This window comes from Azospirillum sp. 11R-A, assembly GCF_049472615.1.
In the GTDB taxonomy this organism is placed as follows: Bacteria; Pseudomonadota; Alphaproteobacteria; order Azospirillales; family Azospirillaceae; genus Azospirillum; species Azospirillum palustre.
Window position 1 is genome coordinate 363,236 of the sequence record NZ_JBCEBL010000001.1, and the last position, 20,705, is coordinate 383,940.

At 69.2% G+C, this 20,705-nt stretch carries 16 protein-coding genes; 5 read left to right on the top strand and 11 right to left on the bottom strand.

Features of this window, described 5'->3' with window-relative positions; all coding sequences use genetic code 11:
- Position 1: 1 nt before the first annotated feature.
- The 5 genes from VH569_RS01810 to VH569_RS01830 form a co-directional block, all read right to left on the bottom strand.
- A complete protein-coding gene (locus VH569_RS01810) occupies positions 2-670 on the bottom strand; it encodes an MT-A70 family methyltransferase (protein WP_098739173.1) in 669 nt (222 codons plus the stop codon).
- A 128-nt stretch (positions 671-798) separates the two neighbouring features.
- Entirely contained in the window at positions 799-1,506 is a 708-nt protein-coding gene (locus tag VH569_RS01815) for a Crp/Fnr family transcriptional regulator (RefSeq protein ID WP_246307108.1), read from the bottom strand.
- Positions 1,503-2,111: a YgjV family protein gene (locus VH569_RS01820; protein ID WP_423313537.1), complete on the bottom strand. Its 609-nt coding sequence runs from the start codon at positions 2,109-2,111 to the stop codon at positions 1,503-1,505. Before VH569_RS01820 ends, VH569_RS01815 begins: the two co-directional genes overlap by 4 nt.
- A 417-nt stretch (positions 2,112-2,528) precedes the next feature.
- Positions 2,529-3,095 (bottom strand): cold-shock protein, encoded by a 567-nt coding sequence (locus VH569_RS01825; RefSeq protein ID WP_098739171.1) that lies wholly within the window; start codon positions 3,093-3,095, stop codon positions 2,529-2,531.
- Between the two features lie 254 nt (positions 3,096-3,349).
- A complete protein-coding gene (locus tag VH569_RS01830) occupies positions 3,350-4,456 on the bottom strand; it encodes an alkene reductase (RefSeq protein WP_423313540.1) in 1,107 nt (368 codons plus the stop codon).
- 197 nt (positions 4,457-4,653) lie between these two features.
- Here VH569_RS01830 and VH569_RS01835 point away from each other — a divergent pair, with 197 nt between their 5' ends.
- Both VH569_RS01835 and VH569_RS01840 read left to right on the top strand, forming a co-directional pair.
- Positions 4,654-5,433: a histidine phosphatase family protein gene (locus VH569_RS01835; RefSeq protein WP_423313542.1), complete on the top strand. Its 780-nt coding sequence runs from the start codon at positions 4,654-4,656 to the stop codon at positions 5,431-5,433.
- A 41-nt stretch (positions 5,434-5,474) separates the two neighbouring features.
- Positions 5,475-6,398 (top strand): NAD(P)H-hydrate dehydratase, encoded by a 924-nt coding sequence (locus VH569_RS01840; protein WP_423313544.1) that lies wholly within the window; start codon positions 5,475-5,477, stop codon positions 6,396-6,398.
- 3 nt (positions 6,399-6,401) lie between these two features.
- On the opposite strand, the gene VH569_RS01845 is transcribed toward VH569_RS01840, so the two are convergent.
- Positions 6,402-7,154 (bottom strand): ribonuclease T2 family protein, encoded by a 753-nt coding sequence (locus VH569_RS01845; protein ID WP_423313546.1) that lies wholly within the window; start codon positions 7,152-7,154, stop codon positions 6,402-6,404.
- 150 nt (positions 7,155-7,304) lie between these two features.
- Between VH569_RS01845 and aat the strand changes: the two genes are divergently transcribed.
- Together aat and VH569_RS01855 are read left to right on the top strand one after the other, a co-directional pair.
- Positions 7,305-7,958, top strand: a complete 654-nt coding sequence (gene aat / locus VH569_RS01850) for a leucyl/phenylalanyl-tRNA--protein transferase (protein WP_423314115.1) — start codon at positions 7,305-7,307, stop codon at positions 7,956-7,958.
- A gap of 147 nt (positions 7,959-8,105) precedes the next feature.
- Entirely contained in the window at positions 8,106-9,692 is a 1,587-nt protein-coding gene (locus VH569_RS01855) for a hypothetical protein (protein WP_423313548.1), read from the top strand.
- On the opposite strand, the gene VH569_RS01860 is transcribed toward VH569_RS01855, so the two are convergent.
- From VH569_RS01860 to VH569_RS01875, 4 genes are all read right to left on the bottom strand, one after another.
- Entirely contained in the window at positions 9,590-10,702 is a 1,113-nt protein-coding gene (locus tag VH569_RS01860) for an anhydro-N-acetylmuramic acid kinase (RefSeq protein ID WP_423313550.1), read from the bottom strand. The genes VH569_RS01855 and VH569_RS01860 overlap by 103 nt on opposite strands.
- A gap of 39 nt (positions 10,703-10,741) precedes the next feature.
- Positions 10,742-11,605 carry a hypothetical protein gene (locus VH569_RS01865; protein ID WP_423313552.1) on the bottom strand — a complete coding sequence of 288 codons (864 nt, stop codon included), beginning with the start codon at positions 11,603-11,605 and terminating at the stop codon, positions 10,742-10,744.
- A 316-nt stretch (positions 11,606-11,921) separates the two neighbouring features.
- Positions 11,922-12,386 carry a thioredoxin-dependent thiol peroxidase gene (gene bcp, locus VH569_RS01870; RefSeq protein WP_423313554.1) on the bottom strand — a complete coding sequence of 155 codons (465 nt, stop codon included), beginning with the start codon at positions 12,384-12,386 and terminating at the stop codon, positions 11,922-11,924.
- Positions 12,387-12,430: 44 nt separating this feature from the next.
- Complete coding sequence (locus tag VH569_RS01875; protein WP_423313556.1) at positions 12,431-15,460, bottom strand: bifunctional [glutamine synthetase] adenylyltransferase/[glutamine synthetase]-adenylyl-L-tyrosine phosphorylase; 3,030 nt, start codon at positions 15,458-15,460, stop codon at positions 12,431-12,433.
- Between the two features lie 99 nt (positions 15,461-15,559).
- Here VH569_RS01875 and VH569_RS01880 point away from each other — a divergent pair, with 99 nt between their 5' ends.
- A complete protein-coding gene (locus VH569_RS01880) occupies positions 15,560-19,291 on the top strand; it encodes an AsmA-like C-terminal domain-containing protein (RefSeq protein ID WP_423313558.1) in 3,732 nt (1,243 codons plus the stop codon).
- 51 nt (positions 19,292-19,342) lie between these two features.
- On the opposite strand, the gene tyrS is transcribed toward VH569_RS01880, so the two are convergent.
- Complete coding sequence (gene tyrS, locus VH569_RS01885) at positions 19,343-20,611, bottom strand: tyrosine--tRNA ligase (RefSeq protein WP_423313560.1); 1,269 nt, start codon at positions 20,609-20,611, stop codon at positions 19,343-19,345.
- Positions 20,612-20,705 lie beyond the last annotated feature (94 nt).

Genomic DNA, 20,705 nt, shown 5'->3' on the forward strand with positions numbered 1-20,705 from the left:
ATCATTCCGCTGCCGCCTCGCGGTCGGTGGCGGAGTTGAACGCGTAGGTCTTCCAGGTCGGCTCATAGCCGTCGTCGGCCTGGTTGCCCCAGACCGACCAGTTGGGCCGGGCGCCGCGGGCGAACATCTCCAGATAGGGGCCGGGGCTGCACGCCTCGATAAGTTCATACTGCTCGTCGGGCTTGCGGCTGTGCTCGCGCTTGCGGCTTTCGATCAGATTGACCTGGGTACGGCCGGGCGGCAGCGTCCGGGCCTTCTTGCCGCGCACACCGAACAGGATCAGTTCGGTCACGTTGCGGAAATAGAAGCCGACGCCGCGCCCGTCCGACCCGCCATCCTTGCGCACCTTGTGCCAGATCAGGTTGGTCTTGTACTCGAACCCCCAGCTGCGCATCACCTGCAAGCCTTCCGGCAGCAGGGCGTTGGGGACCCAAAGATAGAGGTGCGCGGTCGGGGCGGCGATATCGGCGACCGGCAGGGCGCAGATGTCCTCCACCGTCATGGTGCCGTAACGCGACAGGCGGCGGTGCTCCGGCGCCATCTTGCCGGTGCGGTTGACGAAGCGCCAGGGCGGGTCCGCCATCACGGTGGCGAAGCGCCGGTCACCGGCGAAGGCCACCAGATCCTGCGCCGGATCCGATGTCGTCTCCACCGTCTTGCTGTCGCCCATCGCTGCCTCGAAATCCTGAACAAATGCGGTACCGGAAGGGGTGCAAACTCGCACGGGGGGACTGCGCCGTCAATCCGGTCTGAACCGCGGAGCCGATGCTGTCACAGCCGCCGGCGCCCCCAATCCCGTCACTCCTCCTCGCCGGCCTCCGCCATGGCGCGCAAGGCGGCCCGCTCGGCGACGTTGACGGTCAGCCCCTGGGTCTCCACACCCACCGCCCGCAGCTTGGCCAGCGCCCGCGACAGGGTTTCCGGCTGCATGCCCAGGCGGCGGGCGATCAACGCCTTGTCGAAGGGAAGCAGGAACTGCGCCGGCCCATCGCCCGGCGGGCAGACGCGCATCAGAAAGGCAGCGACCCGCTGCGGCGCCGGCTGGACCTGGAGCTGTTCGATCTGAGTCACCAGATGGCGCAGCCGGACCGAAAGCGACCCCAGCATGCCGAAGGCGATGCGGTCATCCTCGCGCAGGCAGCGGGCGAATCCGTCGGCGGTCAGGGTCATCACACGGGCGTCGGTCACCGCCTCCGCACAGACCGGGAATTTGCCGTCGGCGAACATGGCGGCCTCGGCGAAGCTTTCCGCCGGGCCGATGACATGCACCACCGCCTCGGTCCCGTCGCGGGTCAGGCGGTACAGCTTCACCCAGCCGTCGAGCAGGACGAAGAAACGGTCGGCCGTCTCGTCCTGCAGGAACAGGGTGGTGCCGCGCGACACCGGCCGCACAATGGCAACGCCGCCGAGCAGCGACACCGCACGGTCGGTCAGCTTGGCGAACAGCGGGATCGCGCGCAGTGCGGCGGCGTCTTCCGCCGACAGGTTCGAATGGTTGACGGTCATGGCAGCTTCCCCTCCCCGCTTGCCGACGGAATTGGTGTTGGTGTCGCCATCAATGTCGATGAGGCCGCCGACCCGGTGCCGCGCAGCAGCATCCAGCCATTGACGACGATGCCGGTGACGTCCGAGATCATCGCCGGCACCGATCCCACCAGACTGTTGTGCACGAACCAACAGGGCAAAGCCACCAGCATGGTGCCGCGGAAGCGCGCAACCTGTGTTTGGTAGCGGGCGAGGCTGATCAGCGCCATTCCCGCCGCCGCGAAAGCCGAGGGCAGACCGGACCAGGTGAGGGCCATCACCGCGGCGATCACCGGCAGAATCAACAGATAGGCGATGCGGAAGGCAGGCCGGCCGCCGACCGCCAGCGCCGCCACCACCTGAAGCGCCGCAAGCCCGTTCAGCGCCGCCGCCGTCGGAGAGCCCACCATGGCGAAATGCAGGGCGAAACACAGGCAGGGCACCAGTTGCACCAGCAGCATGCCGGTGCGGCTGCGGAAGAAGGGCCAGAGCATGCCGCCGAGCGTGCCGCAAAATCCCACCAGCTGCGCCAGGGACCATCCGCCGCCCTCAGCGGCCGGGAGCAGGACGGTCAGCAACTCGTTCATGCCGAATCGCGCCTTCGACAGCTTGGGGCAGCAGGAAAGAGACCAGCACGCCAGCCTGGACAGGCCGGCTGATTCACCCGCGCGGGCCGCCCCGGAGGGCGGCGCCAAAAAAGCAGACGGGAGGAAACAGAAAAGAGCGGAGAAGACACACGCAACGAACAGCCGTGCCGAACTGGAGCCACGGCCGGATCACTCACGAGCCAGGACCGCAAAAGCAGCAGAACAAAAGACAGGAACGCACGGCGCGCCCCCGAAGGGAGGCACCGTGCGCTGAAAGTCCGGACTCTCACCGGGAAGCCCGGAGCCAAGTCGGCTCGGGGCCTCGTCAGGCTTTTCAGCCAAGCGGAGCCAGCCTATGCGGCGTGCGTCCGGAGAGGACGAACGCCGTTACGGCCGAGGCCCGGATATTCCGGAGCCTTACAGGTACTCGACCTTGCCCGCTTCCGGACCCTTCTGGCCCTGGCGAACGGTGACACGCACCTGATCGCCTTCCTGGAGGGTCTGCATGCCCGAACGGCGCAGCACGTTGACGTGGACGAAGACGTCCTTGCCACCGGTGCTGGGCGTGATGAAGCCAAAGCCCTTATCGGCATTGAACCACTTCACGGTGCCGTCGACTTCTTCGCCACCGGTGCTGCCGCCGGCATCGTAGCCGCCGCGGTCATAACCGCCACGGTCGAAGCCACCGGTCGTCCGCGGACGGGCCGAACGCTGAGCGGTCGACGTATCGACCGTGTGGATGGAGGCAACCTGCGGACCCTTCGGCCCACGGGCCAGGTCACAGGTGATGGTGGTGCCTTCGTCCAGCGCGTCGTAGCCGGCGGCCTGAACCGCAGAGACGTGCAGGAAGGCATCGGGCGAACCGTCCTCAGGCGACACGAAGCCGAACCCCTTGGTGGGGTTAAACCACTTCACGGTGGCGGTGACGTTGGACTTGGTGATCTCGGGAGCGCGGAAGCCCTGGCGGGGCGGGCGGTCGAACATGTGTCTTCAAGCTCATAGAGTGTGCCGAAAGTCTGTTGTCACAGGTATCCGATCCCAGGTCAAGCCTTCCAAAGGAAAGATGACCGAATCGCCGTTAATTGCCTCACCCCAGGCTCACGCTTCCCCATCCGCCGGCTCGCCGGCTGGGCGAAAGCGGCACCGAAGTGCCGCTCGGCCCTCATCTCCGGCACCCCAGTACCGCGACCGGCGGAGCGACTCGGAAGGTTTATGCACGCCCCCCGTGCGCCACCGGATCAGCTGGCCGACTGCTTCAATGTGGGATAGTCGGTGTAGCCGTGGCGGTCGCCGCCGTAGAAGGTCTTCTGGTCCGGTTCGGCCAGCGGGGCGTCGATGCGCAGCCGCTCCACCAGATCGGGGTTGGAAATGAAGGGCCGGCCGAAGGCGATCATGTCGGCATGACCGTTCGCCGTCGCCTGGATCGCCATGGCGCGGTCATAGACGTTGTTGGCCATGTAGCGGCCGGTGTAGAGACCGCGCAGTTCGGCGAGATCGCCGCCGAATCCGGGATGCGGGCCGCGGGTCACGCCCTCGATCATGTGCAGATAGGCCAGACCGTAGCCGTTCAGGCGACGGATCACCGGGCTGAAGGTGCCGATAGGGTCGCTTTCCTGGGCGTCGTTGGCCGGGCTCAGCGGCGACAGGCGGATGCCGACGCGGTCGGCCCCGGCCTCCGCCACCACCGCGTCCAGCACCTCGAACAGAAAGCGGGCGCGATTCTCGACGGAACCGCCATATGCGTCGGTGCGCTTGTTGGTGCCGTCGCGCAGGAACTGGTCGATCAGATAGCCGTTGGCGGCATGCACCTCCACCATGTCGAAGCCGGCGGCCAGCGCATTGCGGGTGGCGCGACGGTAATCCTCGACGATTCCCGGCAGTTCCGACACATCGAGCGCCCGCGGGGCCGGGATGTCCTTGAAGCCGTCGACGGTGAAGGCCTTCATCTCCGGCTTGACCGCCGACGGCGCCACCGGCAGGGCGCCGCCCGGCTGCAGGTCGGGGTGGGAGATGCGGCCGACATGCCAGAGTTGCAGGCAGATGTGTCCGCCCTTCGCATGGACGGCGTCGGTCACCAGCGTCCAGCCCGCCACCTGTTCGGCGCTGTGGATACCGGGGGTGTAGGCATAGCCCTTGCCCTGCGGCGAGATCTGGGTCGCCTCCGCGACGATCAGGCCGGCGGTGGCGCGCTGGGCGTAATATTCGGCGTTCATCGCGGTCGGCACGCCGGTGGCGTTGTCGGTGCGGCTGCGGGTCAGCGGCGCCATGGCGATGCGGTTGGGCAAGCTGTAGCGCCCGATCGTCACCGGCTGGAACAGGGGGGCCGCGTCCTGGCTGTCCGTCATGTCCGATCCATTCTGTATGTTTTGGAAACTGGACAGGAAAGTGTGGCGCGCCATCGGCCCCCGACAAGGCTCCGCTGCACCGCAGCAACTGGAAGGGCGGCATGGCTGCCATACCGGGTCGGACACTTCGGCGGGACCTTTCGGGCTCCCCAACGGTTATTCCCGGCAGATTCCCTCAACAAGAAACGGGACCGCCGATGCAGCACCCCCGGCCCGAGCATCCCTGGCCCGACCGCCTCTGGATCGTCCGCCACGGCGAAAGCGCCGGGAACGTCGCCCGCGACGCCGCGCACGCCGCCGGACTCAGCCGGATCGACATTGCCGAGCGCGACGTGGACGTTCCGCTCAGCCCGCTGGGCGAGCGGCAGTCCGACGCGCTCGGCCGCTGGTTCGCTGCCATGCCGGCGGTGGAGCGGCCGGACGTGGTTCTGACCTCCCCCTACCGGCGGGCGATGCGCACGGCGGAACGGCTGCACCAGTCGGGCGGAATGCCGGTCCACCCCAACGACTTCGTCGTCGACGAGCGGCTGCGCGAGAAGGAGTTCGGCGTGCTCGACCGGCTGACCACCGCCGGCATCCACCAGGAATTTCCCGAGCAGGCGGAGTTCCGCCGCCTGCTCGGCAAGTTCTATCACCGGCCGCCGGGGGGCGAGAGCTGGTGCGACGTGATCCTGCGGCTGCGCAGCGCGCTCGACACCGTCAGCCTGCATCACGGCGGCCGGCGGGTGCTGATCGTCGGGCATCAGGTGGTGGTGCTGTGCCTGCGCTACCTGTTGGAGAACCTGACGGAGGAGGAGATCCTGGCCATCGACGCGGCCGGCGACGTCGCCAACTGTTCCGTCACCGAATACCGCTTCGACGCCCAGGCGGGCCCTCGCGGCGGACTGCTGCTGCACCGCTACAATTTCGTCGCCCCGCTGGAGGAGGCCGGCGCCCCGGTCACCGCCGAGCCGGACGCCGCCATCGCCGCCCGCTAAGCCACCATCTCCATCACTTGCCACCCGCCGAGGAGAAGCGATTGGACGCCCCAACCGAGGAAATCCCCGTCACCGCCGAGCTTCTGCGTGGCATGCCCCTGCCCCAGCCGGACGTTCACGGCGACAAGGAAACCCGCGGCCGGGTGCTGGTGGTGGCCGGCAGCGTTCCGGTTCCGGGTGGTGCCCTGCTCGCCGGGATCGGTGTGCTGCGGGCGGGAGCCGGCAAGTTGCAGATCGCCACCGCATCCAGCATCGCGCCCCATCTGGGCCTTGCCCTGCCGGAGGCGCTGGTCGCCGGGCTACCCGAGACCGCCGACGGCGAAATCGCCCCCGATTCGGCCGAGGCGCTGTCCGAGCGGGCCTCGCGCTGCGACACGGTGCTGATCGGTCCGGGCATGATGAACGAGGCGGCGGTCGCCGACCTGACCGCAGAGCTGCTGACCCAGCTTGAGGCGGGCGAGGACGGGCCGTGCTTCGTGCTGGATGCCGGGGCACTGGCCGGGCTGCGCCGGAACGCGGCGGCGCTGCACCGTCATGAGGGCCGCGTGGTGATCACCCCCCATGCCGGCGAGATGGCCGGGCTGCTCGGCTGTTCCCGCGACCGGGTGGATGCCGATCCGCTCAGCTGCGCGAGGCAGGCGGCGGACCGGCTGAAGGCGGTGGTGGCGCTGAAGGGAAGCTGCACCCGCATCGTCGCCCCCGACGGCCGCGCCTGGGCCTACCGCGGCGGAACGGTCGGACTGGCGACCTCCGGGTCCGGCGACACGCTGGCCGGGATCGTCACCGGCCTGCTGGCCCGCGGCGCCAGCCCGGAGCAGGCCGCAATCTGGGGCGTCTACCTGCATGGCGAGGCCGGGAACCGCCTGACCCGCCGCATCGGCCCGCTGGGCTTCCTCGCCCGCGAACTGCTGGCGGAGATCCCGGCGGCGATGGCGGCGCTGGCAAGCGACCCGGACGGCCGCTGAGCCTTACCGAACCGGGGCGCCGACACTGGCCGGTGCTGGGGCCGGGGCCGGAGCCGGCGGCAGGGCCGGGGTGGCCGGGGGCGTCATGCTGTGGCGCGGCTGCGACGGCGCCACATCGGCCGACAAGGCGGCGTCCCGGTCGCGGCAGCGGTCGACCACCTTCTGGCCGCAGGCGACGAAGCCCAGATCCTTGTTCAGGCACACCCGCACCTCCGACACGTCGCGGCGGGAGCAGATGACCGCCACCCCTTCCGCCGTCAGGCCGGGATTGGCGTCGAGGAACAGCCGCTCCACCTGGGTCGCCGGCACGGTCGGGCCGGGCGTCCTGATCGTCTCGGGGATCGTCACCTTGGCCGCAGCGGCGCGCAGCTTGGCGAAATAGTCGGTCGCGGTCAGGCCGGAGCAGGTCCCGTGCTTGCGCCATTCATGCATCATCAGTCCGACGCTCGGCATCACCGACATGGTCTGGTCCACCACCGTCTTGGGTAGGTTGCGGTCGCGGGTGCAGGTGGCGGGATAGCTGCCGTCATTGTATTGCGGCCACAGGCCATGGACGACGAAGCCGTATTTCCGGTCGCCGCACTGGTCGGGATCGGGGCCGTTCCTGTCGCGGGCGCAGTAGGTCGGCGCCCAGGACAGCGAGAGGATGTAGTAATCGAAGGTCCCCGGCTCCGCCCGCCTCTGCGCCCAGGAAGGGCTTGCGGTGAACAGTCCGGCAACCAGAACGGACAGAATGGCGGCGGCAACGCTTCGCATGACGGTCTTCCCCCAGGGCTATGCTTCCCTGCGTTGCATACCATGGAAGGATGTTTCTGTCGCGGGGTCTCGACACCGGCATCACCCGGCCAAATCTCACTATGCCGAACGTTTGCGCGTTCCGTCCCGGCAGAGGGTATAGTGACCGGCATGTTCACCCTGTCCGCCCCGATTCTGCTGCGCGCCTATGCCGCCGGCATCTTCCCGATGGCCGAAAGCGCCGAATCGCGGGAGCTTCACTGGTTCGATCCGGAACGCCGCGGCATCCTGCCGCTGGACGGCTTCCATGTGGCGCGCAGCCTGCGCAAGACGCTGCGGCGCTGTCCGTTCGACCTGCGCTTCGACAGCGCCTTCCGCGCGGTGATCGAGGGGTGCGCCGAAGCGACGGAAGAGCGGCCGAAGACCTGGATCAACGACGACATCGTCCGTCTCTACGGCGATCTGTTCGACGCCGGCTTCGCCCACAGTGTGGAATGCTGGCGCGACGGCCGGCTGGTCGGCGGGCTGTACGGGGTGGCGATCGGGGGCGCCTATTTCGGCGAGAGCATGTTCAGCCGCGAGACCGGAGCCAGCAAGGTGGCGCTGGTCCATCTGGTCGCCCGGCTGCGCGCCGCCGGCTTCGCCCTGCTCGACACCCAGTTCGTGACCGAGCATCTCGGCCGGTTCGGCGCCGTCGAGATCCCGCGCAACGAGTACCGCCGCCGCCTTGCCGCGGCGATGGAGCGCAAGACCGACTTCCGCGGCGTCGACCAGCAGGCGGCGCTGGCCGAGCTGCTGGAGTCGGCCGCAACGTACCCCGGCTGAACCGACCGGCTGACAGGGTATCCCGCCGCCGGGGGTTATGCCCGGAAGCGCCGCCCCGCTGCCCCGCTCTACCACCCCCGATCCGTTGTGCGCCGCAACGGCGGCAGCCATCCTCCGCGCATCCACCGCCATGGCTGGAAGGCGCCCATGCGCTTCTGGAACGCATCCCGGATTTCGCCTGCCCCGATCGCCGTCCTGACGATCATCCTGGCAGGAGTGCTGATCGGCGCACCGTTGCTGGTGCTGAACGGCTTTCCGCTGACCTTCGACGACACGCCGGGCTATCTGGAGCCGGCCTTCAACATCCTGCACCGGGCGGCCCAGCCCGCCTGGACGCCGCCGCCGGACCTGTCGCCGCACGGCCTTCCATCGCCCAACATCTTCTTCCTGCGGCCCTTCGGCTACATGCTGTTCCTGCTGCCCTTCGCCGGAGGCTGGGGCGTCTGGCTGGTCCCGCTGGCCCAGGGCATCCTGGCGGCGGCGGTCCTGCGCGCGGCCCTGACCGCGGCGGGAGTGCCGGAGCGGCCGGGGCTGTTCCTCGGCATCGCCGCGGTGCTGGGGCTGACCACCAGCCTGTCTCTGCACGCCGCGACGATCATGCCGGACTTCCTGACCGGGCTGGCGATCCTGCTTGTCTATGTCGTCGTCGTCCGCTGGCCGGCCCTGACCGCCGTTCAGCGGCTGCTGACCGTTGCGGCGCTCACCGGAACGATCGTCTCCCATCTCAGCCATCTGGCGATCCTGGGCGGGATGATCGTTCTGCTCGGGCTTTGGGCGCTGTGGCACGACCGCGCGTTGCTGCGGTCGCTGGCCTGGGGGGTGCTGCTGCCGATGGTGCTGGCGGTCGGGCTGCTGACCGGCTCCAACCTGCTGACCGCCGGCCGGCCGGTGCTGTCCGAAAGCTCGCCCGTCTTTCTGCTCGCCCGGCTGATCGGCGACGGTCCGGCGCGCGACTATCTGGCAGAGGCCTGCCCCAGCCGCGATTACCTGCTGTGCGGCAGCCTGGACAGGCTGGACCGCAGCGCGCCGGGCTACGTCACCTCCGACTATTTCCTCTGGCATCCCGATGGCGCCCGCCGCCGCTTCGGCGACCAGCCCCGCTTCGTGACGGAGGCGGCGGAGATCGCCCACAACACCATCGCCAGCCGCCCGGCCGCGGTCGCCACGCATGGGCTGACGAATGCCATCGGCCAGTTCGTCGAGGTCCAGCCCGACGACACCCTGAACGATCCCGTCAAGCCGCTGACCCGCCGCCTGTTCAGCCGTTTCCCGGCACCGGTCTATGCCGCCTTCGACCGGTCGCTGCAAACGCAGCAGCGCTTTCCTCGCGACGGGCTGGCGTTGGTCCAGGATCTGTCGCTGTCGCTCGGCGTTCTTGGGATGGCCGCGCTGGGGCTTGGGCGCTGGCGGCGAGTCGACGGACGGGTGCGGATGCTGATCCTGGTGATCGGGCTGGGGCTGACGCTGAACGCCGTCGTCACCGGCGGGCTGTCGGCCGTCCATGACCGCTATCAGAACCGTGTGATCTGGCTCGTGCCCTTCGCAGCATTGGTTCTGCTGGCGACGGCCCGAAGCCGCGACGCCAGCCGCGATGTCCTGCCCGCCGGCCAGACGGGGCGCACCGGCTCCGGTCAGCCGGCTGGGTGGAACACGCCGCCGGGCATGGGCACCGGCACCCCGGTGGTCGCCGGCAGGCTGAGCGGCAGCCCCAGCCTGCTGCGCACGGCGAGATAGCCGAAGGCCTGCGCCTCCAGCGCGTCGCCGTCCCAGCCGACGGTGTCGGCCGGCAGGACGGGCACGCCCAGCCGGTCGGCCAGCATCGCCATCAGCGTGGCGTTGTGGCGCCCGCCGCCGCAGACCAGCCAGCGCACCGGCGGGGCCGGCAAATGGGGCACGACGGAGGCGACCGATGCGGCAGTGAAGGCGGTCAGGGTTGCCGCGCCGTCCTGCGGCGACAATACCGCCACCGGCGCCGGGTCGAAGGCGTCGCGATCCAGCGACTTGGGCGCCGGGCGGTCGAAATAGGGATGGGCCATCAACGCCGCCAGCGCCGCATCGTCCACTTGGCCCGCCGCCGCCAGCGCGCCGCCGGCATCGAAGCGGCCAAGCCCATGGCGCAGCACCCAGTCGTCGATCAGGGCATTGCCCGGCCCGGTGTCGCAGGCGACCACATCGGCTTCTCCCTCCTGCGGGTCGGAACCGATCCAGCTGACATTGGCGACGCCGCCGATGTTGAGGACGGCGAGCGGACGCGGCAGCCCATGGGCCAGCGCCCGGTGGAACAGCGGAACGAGCGGCGCGCCCTGCCCGCCCGCGGCGACGTCGGCACTGCGCAAATCGTTGACCACGGCGATGCCGGTTGCCGCGGCCAGACGGGCGCCGTCGCCGATCTGGCAGGTCAGGCGCCGGTCCGGATCGTGATGGATGGTGTGGCCGTGGAAGCCGATCAGCTCGACCTCCGCCGCCGCGACGCCCGCCTTGTCGAGCAGGCGGTGCACCGCGTCGGCATGGGCGTCGGTCAGGTCGCGCTCGACCTCCGCCACCGGCCCGCCGCCGACATCGCTTTTGCCGAGGCAGCCGCGCAGCCGGGTCCGGAAGCCGTCATCATAGGGGATGGTCAGGAAGTCCAGCGCCTCGACCCGGTCGCGGCCATCGGTGCGCAGCAAAGCGGCGTCGATGCCGTCCATCGACGTGCCGCTCATCAGGCCGACGACCGTGCGCAGCCCCTCCTTCGCTTCCATCATCCGCTCCGCATCCCCTGTGGCGATGCGGGGCAGTCTAGCTCAGCTGAGCCAGAGCTGCAGCATCAGCCGCTCGCGGCTGGCCGGCGGGGTGGCCCGATGGTAGCAGGAGGTGTCCTCCAGGAAGCCGGTGCCGGCCGGCCCTTCCACCACCAGGATGCGGTCGCGGTCGAAGTGGGTGAACAGCTGCTCGTCGCGGACGTTGGCAGAGCCCATCAGCATGCGCAGCGACTTGCCATGATGACTGCCGCGGACCAGCGCATGCTCCCCGGCGCCCGGCCCGACATCGGTCAGGTAGAACTGCGCCGAACAGAAATGGAAGTCGTGGACGTCGAAGTGCCAGTCGATGGTCTGGCCCAGCTGGCGGCGCTCGTCGTCGGTGGCGTCGGTGACGAAGCTCCAGAACAGGCGCGGGATGATCTTGGTGGCGGGGAAGCCCAGGAACTTGCCGGCACACTCCATCAGCAGCGGATCGCGGCAGATCCGGCGCACCGCCGGGCAGTCCAGCGGATCGGGGACGATGCCCATCACCGCGGGCGACCCATCCTCCAGCCGGCCCTTGTGGACGTCGTGGCGATAGAACATGCGGTCGTCGCGCAGCCGCCGTTGCAGGGGGGAGTGGGTGGCGAACTCCACCATCTCCTCGACCATCGACCAGGGCAGGTCGAAACCGAGCGCGATCGAGTCGCGACGCAGGTCGCCCAGCGCGCGCTCCACCGTCTGGCCAGCGAACAGGGTGGCCGGCAGCGGAGGCAAGGCGATGGGAGGGCCGGCCGGCGCCCGCTGGCGCGACCGGGGGGACAGGCGGCGCAGGGCACTGTAGCCGCGCCGGACCGACTCGAACCGGCCCAGCGCATAGTGAAGCTCTCCAGCGACGAGGCGCCGGGCAATGTTCGCAACGTTCATGGCATGTGCATCCCTGGGGGCAGCCGAAGGACCAAAACCGCGGTGGGTTGCGCGGCCTCTGGTGCCGGAATGCACGAAGTGTAGGCAGGTTTGGGGTGATTCTAAAAATACCCTTGTGGCGTACGCCCACACGCCGGAGGAATAGCCGGGCCGGCGGAGCGTCTTCCCCTACGGTCCACACCGGGAGAAAAAGGCGCCCCGCCCTCCCGCTTAAGGTTAGAGTCTGTCCGGTGCTCCAGTAAGCACCGGACAGACTCTGAACTTTTGGTTTTCCGTGTGATTCACGCTTCAAGCGATTTCGCTTGAACCAATCACACTAGAGTGCCTGCACGGCCTTCAGAACCGCCGCGACATGGCCGGTGACCTTCACCTTGCGCCAGACGTTGCGCACCACGCCGTCCTTGTCGATCAGGAAGGTGGCGCGGTCGATGCCCATGTACTTGCGGCCGTACATGCTCTTCTCGACCCAGGTGCCATAGGCCTCGCAGACGGCGCTGTCGGTGTCCGACGCCAGCGTGAAGGTCAGCTCATGCTTCGCCTTGAACTTGTCGTGGCTGGCGACGCTGTCCTTGGACACGCCGATCACCACCGCATCGACGGCGGAAAAATCGGGCAGCTGGTCGCGGAAGCCGCAGGCTTCCGAGGTGCAGCCCGACGTGTCGTCCTTCGGGTAGAAATACAGAATCACCGGCTTGCCGCGCAGGGCCGACAGCGTGACGCTGCCCCCGCCGTCGGTCGGCATGGTGAAATCCGGGGCGGGCGATCCGACGTCTACGGTCATGGCTGCTTGACTATCCTTCTTCTTGCCGGCCGGGAAACGAGGTCTCAGGCCGGAGGCGTGGTGGCGGGTGGGGCCAGACGGCCCGCCGGTTCCTCGACCAGGGCCTTGAAATGACCATGGGCTCGGGCGGCGACGGCACGGATTCTGTGGTCCAGTTCGGGGAAGTCAACAGCGCCAGGCTCACGCTCGCCCTGAAAGTCGGCAGGAAAGGCGGCGCGGACCAGCCCGGCCAGCAGGCTGGGCGACACCTGGTTGGGGTCGAGCACCCCGGCGGTGGTCAGCCGCAGGAAGCCCTGCACCCGCCGCCACAGCCGCAGCGTCGTCTCCAGATCCTCCGCCACCTCCGGCGCCAGCGCGCCCGTCCGGGCGGCGCAGCCCAGCGCCTTGGCAGTGCCGATGTGCAGGATGTCCGGCCGCTCGTGACCATGGCACAGTTGCAGGTACTGGGCGATGAACTCGATGTCGATCAGGCCGCCGCGGGCGTATTTGACGTTCCAGACATTGCTCGTCCCGAACTCCTTCTCGATCCGCCGCCGCATGTCGGCCACGTCCCACAGCAGCCGGTCGGCATCGCGCGGCGCCGTCAGCACCGAGCGGATCGCCGCCGACACCCGCCCGGCCAGTTCCGCATCGCCACCGATCACCCGGGCGCGGGTCAGGGCCATATGCTCCCAGGTCCAGGCGTCGGTCGTCTGATATTTCAGGAAGGCGTCCAGCGAGGTGGCGAGAGGACCGGCATTGCCCGACGGACGCAGCCGCATGTCGACCTCGTAAAGCCGGCCGTCGCCCATCGGTGCGGTGATGGCATTGGTCAGACGCTGGGTCAGCTTGATGTAATACTCGTTGGGCGACAGCGGCTTGGCACCATCCGACAGACGGGGACCACCACCGCCCCCTTGGCCCGGCGCCACGTCGTAGATGACGATCAGGTCGATGTCGGACGTGATGGTCAGCTGCCGGCTACCGAGCTTGCCCATCGCCACCACCACCCAGGCGCCGCCGGGAATGTGGCCGTGGCGCTGGGCGAACTCCTCCTCCACCCGGCGGGCGAGGTCGGGGACGACGATGTCGGCCAGATCGGCCAGGAAGGCGCCGCAACGGTCGCCGTCGGTGATGCCGCGCAGGATATGCACCCCGGCGCGGAAACGCTGGTCGTTGGTCCAGCGCCGCGACAGCGTCAGCGCATCCTCGAAATCGCGGGCCGGCGCCATCACGCGGGCGTGGTCGTCGGCCAGCCCGTCCTCCTTGCCCGGCAGCGGGTCGAAGAAGTCGGGCGACAGCACAGCGTCGAGCAGCGACGGGTTGCGCGACAGGGTCTGCGCCATCTGCGGCGCGATGCCCATGATCTCCGCCACCAGTTCCAGCAGCCAGGGATTGGCGACGAACAGCGAGAACAGTCCGACGCCCGCCGGCAGCTTGCCGAGGAAGTCGTCGAAGTTCATCAGCGCCGAATCGGGGGCCGGAGTCTTGGTCAGCGCGCTCAGCAGGGCCGGCGTCAGCTCCGTCAGCAGCTCCCGCGCCCGGCCGGACCGGGTGGCGCGGTAGCGGCCGCGATGCCAGGCCGACACCACGCTGATGACGCGGGCCGGATCGGCGAAGCCCATGCCCGTCAGCGTCTCCACCGTGCCGGGATCGGGGTCGGTGCCGGTGAAGACCAGATTGCCGGGACCGGAGAGCGACGGCGCCTCCTCGAACAGCTCGGCATAGCGGTCCTCGACCTGTCCCAGCGTCGCCAGCAGCTCCGCCCGGAAGGCGGCGGGGTCGTCATAGCCGAGGAAGGTGGCCAGATGCGCCACTCCGGCATCGTCGGCGGGAATACGGTGGGTCTGCTGGTCGTCGATCATCTGGATGCGATGTTCGACACGGCGCAGGAAATGATAGGCCCCGGCAAGATCCTCCACCGTCTGCGGCGGCACGCGGCCGACGTCGCGCAGCGCCTCGTTCGCCATCAGGGTCGGGGCGATCCGCACGCGCGGGTCGCGCCCGCCGAAGATCAGCTGCTGGGTCTGGGCGAAGAACTCGATCTCGCGGATGCCGCCGCGGCCGACCTTGATGTCGTGGCCGTTGACCGTCACCTCGCGGTGGCCCTTGTGGGCGTTGATCTGGCGCTTGATCGAATGGATGTCCTGGATGGCGGCGAAATCCAGGTTGCGGCGCCAGACGAAGGGCTCCAGGAAGCGGAGGAAGGAGGCGCCCGCCTCGGGATCGCCGGCGATGGGACGGGCCTTGATCATCGCCGCGCGTTCCCAGTTCTGGCCGACGCTGCCGTAATAAATTTCGGCCGCGGAGACCGAAACCGCCAGCGGCGTGGCGCCGGGATCGGGCCTAAGCCGAAGGTCGGTGCGGAAGACGTAGCCGTCCTTGGTCCGTTCATCCATAATGCGGACAAGATCGCGTGCGAGCCTGATGAAGGTTCGCGCGAGGTTGTCCGGCTGGGGCGTCTGCACAACAGCGTCGTCGTACAGGACGATCAGGTCGATGTCGCTGGAATAGTTGAGTTCGCGCCCGCCAAGCTTACCCATGCCCAAAACGATCAGGCCCGAACCGACCCACGGTCGCTGCGGATCCGGCAGCGTCAGCGTCCCCGCCTCCCCGGCGCGGCGCAGCAGGAAATTCGCGGCCAGCTGGACCCCCGTCTCCGCCAGTTCCGACAGGGCGCCGGTGACGCGGAACAGCGGCCACGCGCCGGCGATGTCGGCCAGCGCGATCAGCAGTGCCGCCCGCCGCTTCGCCACCCGCAGGCCCGCCATCAGCCGGTCCATCGATTTCTCCTCGCCATGCTCGGCATGGAGGGCGGCGATCAACGCGGCGAAGGTGTCGTCGAAGCCGTCCTGCAGTGTACGGGCGGCGAAGGGCAACTCCCGCGTCAGGCTGTGGCCGAGATACGGGCTGTTGCCGCACACCGCCCCGATCAGCGCCCGGCCGATCTCCGAATCGGCGAAGGCTTCCGCCCAGGCGCGGGTCTCCGGCTCCGCCGCGGCGGCCTGCTGGCGCCAGCGCTCCATCCCCAGCGCCGCCTGCGCGCTGTCGAAGGGCTTCGGCAAAGGGCTTGAGAACGCGATGGGGCTCGGCATGACGGCGGTCTTTCCTGCTCAAAACATGTGCAGAAAGCTGCACGTCTCGGACGGGAAGGTCAATCGGGCCGATTCTCCGTCTCTTCCTCACGGTGCCCGATGATCCGGCGCACCGCGAAGATCATCGGCCTGACGCTGACCGGGATCGGCGCCGTGGCGCTGGCGGCCGGCGGGCTGTTCGCCTGGCGCCTGGCGCAGGGGCCGGTCGCGCTCGACCCACTGATCCCCTATGTCGAACGGGCGCTGAGCGACCGCGACGGCCGTTTCCACGTCGACATCGGCGAGCTGGTGCTGTCGCTGGAGGAGGAGGACGGGCTTGAGGGTACCGGCCGCCGTCTCGACCTGCGCGCCCGGCGGGTGCAGGCGCTGAATGCCGACGGGACGGAACTGGCCGCGGTGCCGGAGATGGGCATCGGCTTCTCCATCCCGGCGCTGTTCCGCGGCACCCTGTCGCCGACGCGCCTCGATCTGGTCCGGCCGCGCCTGTCCGTGCTGCGCCGGGCCGACGGCAGCCTCGCCTTCGACGTGCGGTCGGATGCGCAGTCCACCCGCAAGGCCGAGGACGGCAGCCCCGACCTGATCGACGAGGCGCTCGAAAGCCTGCGCCAGCCGCCCGACATCGACCGGCCACTGGGATTGCTGCGCCGCCTGTCGGTGACGGGAGCCGACCTGCGGGTCGAGAACCGCATGCTCGATCTGGCCTGGCACGCCACCCGCGCCGACATGGTGCTGACCCGCGATGCCGAGGGCGCGCAGGGCCGTGCCCGCGTGACGCTCGACCTCGGCAATGCCGGCGGAACAACCTCGCCGCGCGCCGTGACCGTCTCTGCCGCCGGCCGCTACAACATCGCCGACACCACCAGCGACCTGACCATGTCCGTCGACGGGCTGGAGCCGGCGGCGTTGGCGGAGTTTGGACCGGCCCTGGCGCCGCTGTCGGCGGTGAAGCTGCCGGTGTCCGGCACCGTCACGGCGCGGCTCGACCGCCGCTTCGAACCCCTGATGGTCGACCTGAACCTGCGCGGTGGCGCCGGCATCGTCGCCCTGCCCGCGCTGCGGCCGGAGCCGGTCGCGGTGCAAAGCCTTGCCTTGCGCGGCAAGCTGGACGTTCCGGGCCGGCGCTTGCGGGTCGAGGATTTGTCGCTGAAGGCCGGCGCGCCGGACGGTGGCGAACCGCTGGCGCTGAGCGCCCAGGGCCAGTTGGCCGAAACCGACCGCGGCCGCGACCTCCAGGCCCGCCTGTCGCTGACCGCCGGTGGGCGCACCGCCGGGCTGGAGGTATCGGGACAGCAGGGATTGGACAAGGACGGCCGGGCGACCGCGCGGCTGACCGGCTTCGTCCCCGCCGCTTTCGCCGATCTCGCCCCGGTGCTGGCGCCGCTGAAGGCAGCGGAGCTGCCGCTGTCGGGCACGGTGGAGTTGGCCTTCGATCCGTCTTTCCAGGCGACCGGCGGCAAGGCCGACATCGTTGCCGACCGCGGCCGGCTGCTGCGGCCCGACCTGTTCGAAGGGCCGGTGCCGGTGGACAGAGCCCGGCTGCGCCTGCATGGCGACCGCGACCGCATCGACCTGGACGGGTTCGAGGCCGTGCTGGGCGAGGCCGGCGGACCGCAGCCGCGGGTGGAGGCCACCGCCACCGCCCGGCGCAACGGCAACCGCATGGCTGTGGAGACGCAGGCGACGGCCAGCGGCGTGGCGCTGGACGAGCTTCGCCGCTATTGGCCGAAGATTGCCGGCCCCAACGCGCGCGAGTGGGTGACCCGCAACCTGTCGCACGGAACGGTGACGCAGGCGCGGGCGGAGGTGGCGTTGTCCGTGCCGCTCGACGGGCAAGGGAAGCCGTCGGGAGAACCGCCGGAACAGACGCGCTTCCTCGCCACCATCGCCGGCGAGGACATCAGCGTCCGCTATTTCCACAACCTGACGCCGGTCACCGGCGCCAGCGTGGAGGCGACGACCGACGGCCAGACCTTCACCGTCCTGACCAAGGGCGGCCGGATCGCCGATGCGAAATCGGGCGACATCGAGGTCGGCGACGGCAAGGTGGTGATCGGCGGGCTGGACATCGGCAAAGAAACGATGGACATCCGCCTGCCGGTGCAGGGACCGGTGCGCTCGATCCTGACCCTGATCGACATGCCGCCGCTGGGCTATCCCACCAAGCTGGAAATGGACCCGGCGCGCACCCAGGGCACGGCCGAAGCGAAGCTGCATTTCGCCTTCCCGCTGCTGGCCGACCTGAAGGTGGAGCAACTCGACCTCGACGTGACGGGCAAGCTGCACAAGGTGGCGGTGGAGAAGGTGGCGGCCGGGATGAACGCCACCGACGGCGAGCTGTCGCTGGCGCTCGACCTGAAGGCGATGCAGATCAAGGGCACCACCAAGCTCGACGGCATCCCGGTCGCCATCGACTGGAACGAATCCTTCGACAGCGCGGCCAAGGGCCCGCGCACCCGCATCGCGGTGAAGGGCGACGCCACCGCCGACGATCTGCGCGCCCACGGCATCGATCTGGAAGACCGGGTGCAGGGCCCGTTCGGCGCCGACATCCTGTTCACGGTGGACCGCAAGCACAAGCTGCTGCTGACCGGCACCCTGAACCTGGAAAAGACCCGGCTGTCCATCGAGGAACTCGGCTGGGCCAAGCCGCCCGGCAAGCCCGGCACCGGCAAGCTGACGCTGGAGTTCGACAAGGACCGCCCGACCCGGATCAGCAACCTGACCGTCGATGCCGGCGGGCTGAAATCCGTCACCAACCTGGAACTGGCAGACGGCGGCAAGCGGGTGGCGCGGGTGCAGACCCCCAGCTTCAAGCTGGGCCAGACCGACCTGCGCGCCGACCTGACGGTGCTGCCCCCGCTGAAGCCCGGCGGTCCGGCCGGTGGCTATGCCGGGACCATCACCGGCACCAGCCTGGACGCCCGCGGTCTGACCGGCAAGACGCCGTCCGGCGAGGGCGCGGTCACGCCGCCGCCGAAAAAGCCGCCGTCACCCACCGACGACGGCCGCAAGACCCCGCTGGACATTGCCATCAAGTTCGACTCGGTGGTGTTCGGCGACAACCGGCGGCTGCGGCAGGTCGCGGGATCCATGAAGCGGGACGCCAGTGCCTGGACCCTGCTGGACCTCACCGGCCGCAGCGAAGGCGGCGGCGTGTCGCTGAAATGGCGGCCGGGTCCGCAGGGTGCCTACGACCTCGCGATCAATGCCGAGGATCTGGGATCGGCCCTGCAGGCGATGGATCTGAACGACCGCATGCGCGGCGGACGGCTGACCCTGACCGGCCGGTCGGCCGAGCCGCGGGCCGATGCCGCCATCGTCGGCAAGGCGGAAATCCGCGACTACACCCTGATCGACGTGCCGGCCCTGGCGCGCATCCTGAACGCCATCTCGCCGTCCGGCTTCGCCGAACTGCTGGGCGGCGGCAAGGGCGTCAATTTCGGCCGCATGTCGGCGGATTTCCGCAAGGAGGGTCGTCTCCTGACCCTGAAAGACCTGCGCACCTCCGGCTCGGCGCTCGGCCTGACGCTGGAGGGCCAGATCGATCTGGAGACGGAAACCGCCAACCTCCAGGGCACCATCGTCCCGGTCTATGGCCTGAACCGCCTGATTGGCCAGATCCCGCTGCTGGGCGACGTGCTGAGCGGCGGCGAGGGCCAGGGCATCTTCTCCGCCACCTGGCATGTCCAGGGACCGCTGTCCGACCCGGACGTGTCGGTGAACCCGCTGGCGGTGCTGGCGCCGGGCTTCCTGCGCAACCTGTTCTTCCTGGGCGGCGACGGCACGCCGACGCCGGACACCAGACCGCCGCCGGAGGCGCATACACGGTGACGGAAAGGAGCGCCGGCAATTGCCTGCCGGCGCCCCTCCCCTGCAAAGCCGTCAGCTCACCTTCACCAGCGCGTGGCGCTTCTTGCCGGCGCTGAGCTTCACCACGCCGTCGGCGTTCAGGTCAGCCGCAGTCGCCTTCACCGTCTCGTCGGCAATCGGCCCGTCGTTCAGCTTGGCCCCGCCGCCCTTGATCAGGCGGCGCGCCTCGCCTTTCGACGCGGCCAGCCCGGCCGCCACCAGCAAATCCACCACCGGCAGGCCGGCTTCCAGATCGGCACGGGCGACCTCGATGCTGGGCAGCCCCTCGGCCGCGGCACCTTCCTCGAAGGCGCGGCGCGCGGTCTCGGCGGCTTCAAGCGCGGCCTCCTCGCCATGGGCGAGCTTGGTCACCTCGTTGGCGAGGATCTTCTTGGCCTCGTTGATCTCGGCGCCCTGGAGGCTCTCCAGCCGGGCGACCTCGTCCAGCGGCAGTTCGGTGTAGAGGCGCAGGAAACGGCCGACGTCGGCATCCTCGGTGTTGCGCCAATACTGCCAGAAATCGTAGCTGCTGAGCTTGTCGGCGGTCAGCCAGACCGCACCGGCCGCCGTCTTGCCCATCTTGGCGCCCGACGAGGTCGTCAGCAGCGGCGTGGTCAGGCCGAACAGGTCGGCGCCGTCGGTGCGGCGGCCGAGTTCGACGCCGTTGACGATGTTGCCCCACTGGTCCGAGCCGCCCATCTGCAAGGTGCAGCCATGGCGGCGCTTCAGCTCCACGAAATCGTAGGCCTGGAGAATCATGTAATTGAATTCCAGGAAGGTCAGCGGCTGCTCGCGGTCGAGGCGCAGCTTGACCGACTCGAAGCTCATCATCCGGTTGATGGTGAAATGACGGCCGATGTCGCGCAGCAGCGGGATGTATTTCAGCTCGTCCAGCCAGTCGGCGTTGTTCGCCATCACCGCATCGGTCGGCCCATCCCCGAAAGTCAGATAGCGTCCGAAGATGCGCTTGATGCCCGCCATGTTGTTGGCGATGACCTCGTCGGTCAGCAGCTGGCGCGCCTCGTCCTTGCCCGACGGGTCGCCGATCTTGGTGGTGCCGCCGCCCATCAGGACGATCGGCTTGTGACCGGTCTTCTGCAACCAGCGCAGCATCATGATCGGCAGCAGGCTGCCGACATGCAGGCTGTCGGCGGTGCAGTCGAAGCCGATATAGGCGACGATCGGCCCCTTCGTCGCACGCTCGTCCAGCGTGGCGAAGTCGGTGCACTGGTGGATGAACCCGCGATCCTGAAGGGTGCGCAGGAACTCCGAGACGGGAGCCGAGGGGGTGGTCGTCGTCATGGCCGCAATCCGGCTGTCGTTGGAATGAAGGGCGGAGAAATCCCGCGGTCTGTTAGCACGGAACGGCCCCTGCCTCAATGCGGCGGCCCCGATT